This window comes from Acinetobacter legionensis (genome assembly GCF_048551735.1).
Lineage (GTDB): Bacteria > Pseudomonadota > Gammaproteobacteria > Pseudomonadales > Moraxellaceae > Acinetobacter.
In genome coordinates this window covers 1-8844 of the sequence record NZ_JBIMBV010000038.1, presented here as the reverse complement: position 1 = coordinate 8844, position 8844 = coordinate 1, and the positions used below count along the sequence as shown (strand labels likewise).

The window sequence follows — 8844 nt, the reverse complement described above, 5'->3', positions numbered from 1 at the left end:
CACGATCACCTGCTACTGAGCCAATCACTGCCAGCTTTCCATGATTACGCTCGATCATGTGTTTGGCAATAATTTCAGTAAATAGTACAGGTGAAACTGCATTGACTTCGATTGCCTGTTGGCACTGGATTAGATCGTTTTGACATTGCTCCTGATCTGGTAAGTTGCCATGGGCAATCAGTGCAATATCGATTGCACCCTGTTGATTGATGGTATTGATGCAATCCTGGATTGCTGCAGCATTTAAAAAATCAACGGTCTGTAATTGGATATTCGCCTGTGGTGTACGAACTCTAAGATCATTGGCAACACGTTGTAATTTGTCTTGGTCTCGTCCTAAAAGAATAATCTCACAGGGCTGTTGCTTCAGCCAAAGTCTGGCACAGTTTTCAGCAATGGCTGAGGTTCCACCTACAATTAAGATTCTTGGTTGATTTGACATTTAGATACCTAATAGACGACGGGACATTTCCGAGCTGATGCCTGGATCCCGATATTTTAGAAATTCATTGAAACGAGGATAGCCTGTCTCAAATAGTGATCGTGGCATACGTGCATCTTTGGCCAAATAAAGGCGGCCTTGTGCTTGCTGGACGATATGATCTAGTTCATTCAACAGTTTTAAGGTCTTTTCGCCACGATTAGGGAAATCCAGGGCCAGTGTTACTCCTGGCTTTGGAAAACTCAGTAATCCCCCCGACTCACGATTACCAAATGTTTTTAACACAGCTAGAAATGAGCCTTCACCTGATTTTTTAATGGCGTTTAGCATCTCTTGAGTAGCTTCTTTACCGACTTCTTTCGGTACCACACTTTGATATTGATAAAATCCTTTTGGTCCATACATTTTGTTCCATTCATGCATAGCATCTAATGGATAGAAAAATGGCTCGTAATGTACTGTTTGAGGCTGTTTTTTTAGAGAATTGCCATGGAAATAGGCAAAATTAAAGATAGGTAAACTGAGTTTATTCACCAATGAAATAGGAGGAGTGATTGGGAACGTTTTATCTTTAATTTTGGGTTCTGCTTGAGTGTGTTCATTCGCCAGATTACCCCGTGCAAAGAGTCCTTTGGCATTCGCACCATTCATACAATCAATCCAGGATACAGTATGTTCCCAGTCCGCTTCAGATGAGTCAGACAGTGCAAAAAACTCATCTAAATTGTGGTAAGGAATGGTTTCTGAGAGGATCCAGGGGCCTTGAACAGAGCGTAACTGGATTTTTGCTTCTAAAATTATCCCAGTTAGGCCAATCCCACCTAAGGTGGCATAAAACCAATCTGCTCTTTCAGTCTTGGAACATTCAATAATTTCGCCATCAGTACGCAATAACTTGATATATAGGACGTGGTCACCAAAAGAGCCAAAAGCATGGTGGTTTTTGCCATGTACATCATTAGCAATTGCTCCACCCACGGTGATCATTTGCGTTCCTGGTGTTACAGGTAACATCCAGCCCTGAGGGATAAGGGTACGATGAATATCCTGTAAGGTGGTACCCGCTTCGCAGTGCAAGATACCTGTATTTAAATCAAAAGAAACCAAATGATTCATCGCTGTCGTCAGCCATAGAATACCATTGCCATTTAGCGCTGCATCGCCATAGCTGCGCCCCATACCATGAGTGATGCCAGGATGGGTGCTGTGTTGTAGTTGTTTGGGTGTCTGTGAAGCGGTTATTAATGGGATAACTTGATGTTCTGTATTAGAAAGTCTGCCCCAGGCCTGTATTTTTGTCATCTGTGATTTATACCGTACGAAATACGAAACGTTTATCTAAGTAATATTTGCAAATATAGCCAATCATCAGGCCAATCACGCCACCGACATAACGCATTTCTTTAGTTTCAAAAATGGCATGAAAGCCAAATTCAAAGCCCCAGAAAATGATGGTAGTAAAAATACCCATGACGGTATAAAGCATAAAAACCTTTCCATCATGTTGTGCATTTTGTGTTTTATATTTAAAAATATATTTTTTATCCAAAATATATTTAATCACCAGGCCGACACCCGTACCAATAATAATTGAAACTAAAATATAAAAAGGTCCAGAATAAATATAACTGAAAACATCCTGTGCTAGAATGTTACAAAATGTAGCAACTATGGCAAATGCTGTATAAAGCATTGCCAGTCTAATCGAATCAATCATTTATATTTAATAATGTTGTGAAACTAATGCATGATATAGCACGCCATCGCTCTTTTCTAGCTGAAATCCGCGGACTGATTAAACTAATCAGACCTAAACAATGGGTAAAAAATAGTTTTGTTTTTGCACCACTAATCTTTGCGGGTGAATTCTTAAAAATAGGGTCTGTTTATTCGGCATTATTTGCAGCTTTTTTATTTTGTTTAGCTGCTTCTGCGGTTTATATCGTTAATGATTTAAAAGATATTGAAAAAGATCGTGCTCATCCTGAAAAATCCAAGAAACGTCCTTTAGCTTCAGGCCAGGTAAGCCCCCAAAGTGCGATGATTTTGTTGGTTTTGATCTATGCGGCACTTGGATTTGCCTGGTTAGTTGCACCCAAGGTGATTTATGTGATCTTGGTGTATCTACTGCTGAATTGGGCCTATACCTTCAAGTTGAAGCATGAACCTGTCATTGAAATCTTTATTGTGGCCTTTGGCTTTGTATTGCGTGTCTATGCTGGTGCTGTAGCCCTTGCAGTACCTGTCTCTCACTGGATGTTTATTACCACGCTCAGTATTTCACTTTATCTGGCTTCAATTAAGCGTCGTCAGGAGTTGGTGCAAAGTGGATCGCAGGGCCGTGGAGTACTAGCCCATTATTCAGTTTCACTCATTGACCGTTTTGCAGAAATGTCTGCCATTACCGCGATAGTCTTTTATAGCCTGTATGTGATGGAAGTGCAGCCGCAACTGATTATCACCATTCCTTTTGTGATGTTTGGTCTGTTTCGTTACTGGTTTATCGTTGAAAGCTTACAAGGTGGGGAATCTCCCACTGATGTGATTGTTCAAGACTGGCAAATTTTACTCACTGTTGCCTTGTGGATCGGATGTTGTATTTGGGCATTATTGCCAGCTTAATTTTATTTTGGATTGTTTTGTGAATTATTACAGTTACCTGATTACCCCATTCTTAGCCTGGCTGGTTGCTGGCTGTCTGAAATTTCTCATTAATTCAATAAAAGCAAAGCAACTTGCTTTTGGACTGATTGGTTATGGGGGCTTACCGAGTAACCATAGTGCCATCGTCAGCAGTATGGTTGCTTTAATCGCCTTTAAAGAAGGGATTGATACGCCTGCATTTGGTGTAGCACTCACTTTAGCTTTTATTGTTTTGCTAGATGCGAATAGTTTAAGACGTGCTGTGGGTAAACATGCGGTAGAGATTAATAAGTTAGCTAAAGATGATCCTGAATATCAGCAGTTAAGAGAACGTATGGGGCACACCAAAATTGAGATTTTGGCTGGCGTAGTTGTTGGTGGGGTAGTAGCGTTTTGGGTCGGACAATTATGAATAACAAAATTTTGAGTTACTTATTTAAAAATAAAAATTTAATATTAATTGTAAGTGCATATTCTATTTCTTTTCTTACGATTTTACTTTATCTCGCTTTTGATATAATTCAGGGTGGAGGTGGATATAAGCAAGGTGACTGGCTTATCAATAATGAGTTAGTGGAAATAAGAAGAGGATTTTTTGGTTCTTTAATATTGTATATTTCTAACTTATTAAATTTTAATCCATTATATATTCTTTCTATTATTCAGATTACAATATTATTTTTAATATACATAACCTTTATATGTGTTGGAATACAGTTAAAAAATAATGATGTGGTCTTTTTTTTATTGTTCTCCCCTTTTTTTATTTTATTTTGGTTTAATGATCCAGCAGGAAGTATGCGGAAAGAAATTATTGCATACTTGGCTTTTATTCCTTTTCTTATTGCTGCTTTAAGAGAAAATAAAAATATAACTAATTATATTTTATTATCGGTATTTATATATTTAATTGCTGTATTTTCACATGAAGCAAATATATTCTTTTTCCCATTTTTTGTTGCTGCTATTTATATAATCAGAAAAAAAATCGATAAATTTTTTATAATTTTTTCATTAGTATATGCCTTAATTTCAGTTCTGGGTTTCTTATATGCTATAAGATATCCAATGGTGGAAGACTATATGTTGGTCTGTCAACCTCTATTAGATCAAGGCTTGAGTAGCAGTGTTTGTAATGGCGCAATTACTTGGTTGAGCTTAGATTCAAATTATGCCTTATCAAAAACTAAAGAGTTATTTTTTTCAAAAGCAAGTTTAAACTTTTTAATATCTTATATTTTTTCTTTATTATTTTTTGTTTATATTTTAAAAGAATACTTTTCTATAAAAAATATATTAATGTTTTGCCTTGTATCTTCCTTCTGTTTTTCACCTCTCTGGATCGTTGCTTTAGATTGGGGTAGATGGATAAACTTTTATGTTGTATCTCTAACATTTTTGTTATTAATTTATTTTCTGTATAATAAAGACAATTTTGAATATACAGTATTTAATAAATCTAAATTTATTTTTTTATTAATATTTTGCTCTTTATTTTCAATGCCACATTGGGTTTCTTCAGATAGTGAATCTATACATATATTTCATGGATATATTTATACATTAATAAAAATGAGTTATATGTTTTTTGTGAAAATTATAATTTAGATTTTCTAAAATTAACATAATGCACGTTATACGAAATGCGTTATAATTACCCTTCAAATTCATGCACTTATTTCAAAGTTTATAGCCCATCTTCCCCAAGTTGGGCTTTTTTTATGATTATTCATGTTCCACGCCTACTATTTGATCAATGTTCCACGGTTTTCATTAGCCAAATTTATCAATAAGAATTTAATGCAGGCGTTTTATCACATTAATAATATGTTATTATGTATCTCAATTGAGTTACAAAACATTAAAGTGAAGACATGACTTCTCAAACCTCAATGCTACACGTTCGAATTGATGATGATACCAAGCTTCAAGCACAGCAGGCTCTAAAATCAATGGGTATGTCTGTTTCTGATGCTGTACGAATCTTTTTAACTCGTGTCGTAGCAGAACAAGCAATACCATTTGATGTCCGTGTACCGAACGCTAAGACTGTTTCAGCTTTGAATGAAGCAGATGAACTAATCCGAGCGAAAAAAGCCCGTTTTGAAACTGTAGAAGACTTGTTTAATGACCTCGAAAAAAACAGCTAAATCTAAACGTGCCGTTTTACCTCGATCATCGGACTATACCAAAGAGTTTCTAGCAGACTGGCAAAGGCTTTCTCGTAGCGGTCGCTATGACATGGTAAAGCTCAAGGAAGTCATGATGCTGTTAATCGCCAATGATGAACCTTTAGGGGCAGAATGGCTGGATCATGCTTTAAATGGCAATCAGTGGAAGAATTGCCGTGAATTGCATGTTGGTGGTGATTTTCTACTGGTTTATCGCATTGAATCGCTATCTAAGTTCGAGATGATTGTTTTTGTCCGAGCAGGAACACACAGCGAATTGTTTTAAACATTAAATTATCAGGAATAGCTTATGTCCTTACTGACCATTGTTGAAGCATCAAAACAGTTCAAGGTGGGACGCACCACAATTTATAAAGCGATTAAACGTGGTGATCTAACACCACAAAAAAATCATGATGGTATACAAGTTATTGATGCCCAGGACATGATTCGAGTGTTTGGTTCATCGAAAAAATCTGTTTCTCCCCCTGTTTCCGAAAACAGTAATCAACCTGTTTCTGGAAACAGGGGAAACAATGAGGATTTACTGAGAGAATTACGTGAACAAGTTAAAGAATTAAAACAGGACAAAGAGTTCCTAAAGCAAGAGATATCAAGTGTTAGAAAAGATTTCGATGACTATAAACTGATGATTACCTATAAGGGAAACTTATCCAGTGTAGAAACAGTGGAAACAGTACCCGAAACAAGTAGAAACAGTTTTGAGGAACAGAAAAAACAGCCTAAGGAACAGGTAGAAACAGCGATTGATGAGCCAAAAATAGAAGAAAAAAAAGGATTCTTTAAAAGATTATTTGGTGCTTAGGCATATCCTGGTTTTATAACGTTCAAAATTGCCCCCAAATTTCCTGTCACAAGATTCTCGACTTTTGAATATGGTGAATACCATATTCAAAAGCATCGAGATTAAATAAACAGAAAAACCAACAGGACAAGGCACATAAACATGAAGCCATACGCAAGAAACCTATCCTTTTTTGCGCTTATTTCGCTATTAGACAGCTCATTCGCAGTCTCCCTAAGCAATCCCTCATTTCTTTTTAAATCGCTCTGTAATCGCTTTATATGCAGTTTCATGGCAACAATAGGATTAAGCATCTGCGGATCTTCTTCTAGCAACTCTGCGGTACGTTTTTGCTGAAGGGCTGTTTCTGCTTCTGAAAGTTTTGAAGATAGAGTTTTATTTTCAGTGGTCAATTGAACGATTTTTTCTTTTAAGCGTTGAATAGCGGACTGATCCTGAGGTAAAGAGCTAACTCTTTGCTTAGACTCCTCCAGTTCTGCCTGAATTAAATCAAAATCATGTTTCAATTTTTCATTTTCTGCTTGTAGGATTTCAATCTTCTCATTTGCTTCTTCATGTGGCTTTGCAAGGCTTTCACAGCGTCGTTCTAAGCTCAGAATGGTCTGAAAAAAGTCATCATTTTTTTCTGCCAAATCTGCAACTTTCCAATGCACATTGTTGTAGCCGTTATAACGTCTTAAATCTTTTAATCGGGCTTCACCCTCTAAAAACTTATTTTCTAAAATCCGATTACGGTCTTTTAGGCATTCATTTTCAACGTCCAGATGCAAATTACGTTCTAAGGTGCGTTCTAGTCGGCGTTTCAGATTTTGTATTTCATGATGTTTTTCTGCTAGGCGGTCATTTTTCTGTTCAATTCTGTTGTGCAGGTTGTCATTCACTTTTTTATACGTGGATTCATCTTCCGCAAATTCTTTTAGATAGCGACTTAACAATGATTCTGACAAATCAAAGGGCATATTTTGCTGTTCTGTCAGGTGCTGAATAATGGCTTGATGGGTAGAACCTTGCTTTTTTAAACGTAGAATTTCCTCTAAATAATTTCTAAGCCATTTTTTTTTATTAAAAATAGAACGTTTTTTGTCCATTCAAACACCTTAATTTAGAACGCCCTAAAATCGGTAAAAAACTGATTTCAAAAACAGATACACCATACGCACCTTACAGGATGCCGATAAAAAACAAGCAGAAAATATTAAAAATATAATGATAATAAGTATATGATTTTTAAAAGATATATGGATTAAATTTTGTTTAAAAATGTACCAAAAATTTCATATTTTAATATAACTTATTGATTTTATTGTTATTTGGTTTTTAGTAGTGATTTAAGTATTGGTAAATTCAAAGAATAGCGAAGTAGAAATGAAAAAAGCCACTTGTCAAACAAGTGGCTTTTCCCATATATTCAGCGGTACGCAGTTATTTGATGTTGGACCATCGAATAACGAAGATCATAAGGTTTGGCGACCGTTATGATTTCACGCAAAGGCTTGTACCTGAACTCCATTTTCACAGCAAAATGAATTTAGATCAAGACTCAAAATGATAAGTCTTCGTTAATTTAGTGTTTCTGTTCATCAAATAAGCATCTTAGATCGAGCTTTGCCCGCTTCTGCGTGTCCGTTTTACGGTCGGCATGCAGTACGTGTGGTAGGAATAAGTGTCACTGGCGTACTGTAGCTATAGTCGAAAGGCTAAACCGCTTACAGGGGAACTTCACATAGGCGGAGCGTGAGGAGTAGTTGCATTGGACTGTTAAGTTGCATGTTGGGGAAACCCTCGCAGAGATACAGCCGTGTAGCGGCAGGGAGCGCGTGGAGAGAGGTGCAAAGCCTTTAGTCCTTGTCTGCATAGTATGCAAAGCTATGTGCGGATACGACCGATGCGTGGCTCCGTCAGCCCAATCAGGTTATTCGGCAATACTTAAGGGATGTTGATTTTTATCAAAATCACGCCCTTAGGGTGAGTATTGCCGAAACTCACTCAACGTTCACCATCAGCCCTAAGCGAAGCGACGGCTGTGGTGATGTTGAGTGAGTTGAGATCATTTAATTAAATACTTTTTTGAGTAATTTTATGTTTAATCTTCCTAGACTTACATCTTCTTTTTCTTTGCGTGGAGATGGCGATTTTATTTCAGTTAAAGACTTTATTTCGCTATATGAAAACTTTGTTTTCTTTAGTTATCAGGGAAACCACGGTGTTGGCTATTGTAAAGAATTGACCTTGAGCGATGATCCTTCACTAGTTATTTACTCAGTTGAAATTGAGCAGAAATTTAGGTCATTGAAGTTAAGTAACTTCGACTTTATTAAATCAAAAAGTTTAGATGAGTTAAGAAATTTTTTTGAGTTTGCGTAAGAGACATTATGTAACTTTAGAGTACACCCCAAAGTAACGTCATGACAGCCAAAATCCTTAACCTAAAATCAATGGTTTAGAAGCCGTGAAACATCCTGTTAGCAACGATTAAAACAAGTCTTAGATTTATACGTGACAATAAAAACCCAGTTCTATGCACTGGATTTTTCTATCTGGGGCTTACAGTTCAAATTTCGAATAAGAGATTTTATGTTAAATCAAAAAGCCCGATATATCGGGCTCTGATTTATCTATATGATTTAGATATCCATTTTTCTAAACAAGAAGAAAGGTAAATTCTGAATAATCATCATAATGATTGCCCATTTACCTGGCGTATAAACGGTTAATTTGCCTTTATCGATGCCCTGCACAATATCATGAGCAACCTGTTCAGG

The 8844-nt window shown here is 36.5% G+C and carries 11 protein-coding genes and 1 pseudogene; 7 read left to right on the top strand and 5 right to left on the bottom strand.

All coding sequences use genetic code 11. The features are described from left to right. From ACG9ZL_RS20470 to ACG9ZL_RS20460, 3 genes are all read right to left on the bottom strand, one after another. On the bottom strand, nt 1-442 hold a 442-nt coding region (locus tag ACG9ZL_RS20470; protein WP_419361656.1), incomplete at its 3' end, for an SDR family NAD(P)-dependent oxidoreductase. Beyond that, complete coding sequence (locus ACG9ZL_RS20465; RefSeq protein WP_407533310.1) at nt 443-1744, bottom strand: FAD-binding oxidoreductase; 1302 nt, start codon at nt 1742-1744, stop codon at nt 443-445. Nucleotides 1745-1751: 7 nt separating this feature from the next. Further along, entirely contained in the window at nt 1752-2159 is a 408-nt protein-coding gene (locus ACG9ZL_RS20460) for a GtrA family protein (protein WP_005108834.1), read from the bottom strand. 26 nt (nt 2160-2185) lie between these two features. On the opposite strand from ACG9ZL_RS20460, the gene ACG9ZL_RS20455 reads away from it, so the two are divergent. The 6 genes from ACG9ZL_RS20455 to ACG9ZL_RS20430 all read left to right on the top strand — a co-directional run bounded on the left by ACG9ZL_RS20455 (nt 2186) and on the right by ACG9ZL_RS20430 (nt 6082). Further along, a complete protein-coding gene (locus ACG9ZL_RS20455; RefSeq protein ID WP_407533311.1) occupies nt 2186-3064 on the top strand; it encodes a decaprenyl-phosphate phosphoribosyltransferase in 879 nt (292 codons plus the stop codon). Between the two features lie 19 nt (nt 3065-3083). Next, the gene (locus tag ACG9ZL_RS20450; protein WP_407533313.1) at nt 3084-3497 is read left to right on the top strand and encodes a divergent PAP2 family protein; all 414 of its coding nucleotides are present in this window, start codon (nt 3084-3086) and stop codon (nt 3495-3497) included. Next, nucleotides 3494-4693 carry a hypothetical protein gene (locus ACG9ZL_RS20445; RefSeq protein WP_407533314.1) on the top strand — a complete coding sequence of 400 codons (1200 nt, stop codon included), beginning with the start codon at nt 3494-3496 and terminating at the stop codon, nt 4691-4693. Before ACG9ZL_RS20450 ends, ACG9ZL_RS20445 begins: the two co-directional genes overlap by 4 nt. 266 nt (nt 4694-4959) lie before the next feature. After that, nucleotides 4960-5235: a type II toxin-antitoxin system RelB/DinJ family antitoxin gene (locus ACG9ZL_RS20440; protein WP_419361652.1), complete on the top strand. Its 276-nt coding sequence runs from the start codon at nt 4960-4962 to the stop codon at nt 5233-5235. Continuing rightward, nucleotides 5213-5542, top strand: a complete 330-nt coding sequence (locus tag ACG9ZL_RS20435) for a type II toxin-antitoxin system YafQ family toxin (RefSeq protein ID WP_004869129.1) — start codon at nt 5213-5215, stop codon at nt 5540-5542. The genes ACG9ZL_RS20440 and ACG9ZL_RS20435 overlap by 23 nt, the downstream gene beginning before the upstream one ends. A gap of 24 nt (nt 5543-5566) precedes the next feature. After that, the gene (locus ACG9ZL_RS20430; RefSeq protein WP_419361649.1) at nt 5567-6082 is read left to right on the top strand and encodes a plasmid replication DNA-binding protein; all 516 of its coding nucleotides are present in this window, start codon (nt 5567-5569) and stop codon (nt 6080-6082) included. A 101-nt stretch (nt 6083-6183) separates the two neighbouring features. Here the strand turns inward: ACG9ZL_RS20430 and ACG9ZL_RS20425 are convergent, their stop codons facing one another. Beyond that, nucleotides 6184-7170 (bottom strand): coiled-coil domain-containing protein, encoded by a 987-nt coding sequence (locus ACG9ZL_RS20425; RefSeq protein WP_419361647.1) that lies wholly within the window; start codon nt 7168-7170, stop codon nt 6184-6186. Nucleotides 7171-8161: 991 nt separating this feature from the next. Here ACG9ZL_RS20425 and ACG9ZL_RS20420 point away from each other — a divergent pair. Beyond that, nucleotides 8162-8446 carry a hypothetical protein gene (locus ACG9ZL_RS20420; protein ID WP_171538741.1) on the top strand — a complete coding sequence of 95 codons (285 nt, stop codon included), beginning with the start codon at nt 8162-8164 and terminating at the stop codon, nt 8444-8446. A 260-nt stretch (nt 8447-8706) separates the two neighbouring features. On the opposite strand, the pseudogene ACG9ZL_RS20415 reads toward ACG9ZL_RS20420, so the two are convergent. Further along, nucleotides 8707-8844 (bottom strand): annotated as a pseudogene (locus ACG9ZL_RS20415) (SDR family NAD(P)-dependent oxidoreductase); the annotation flags it as partial.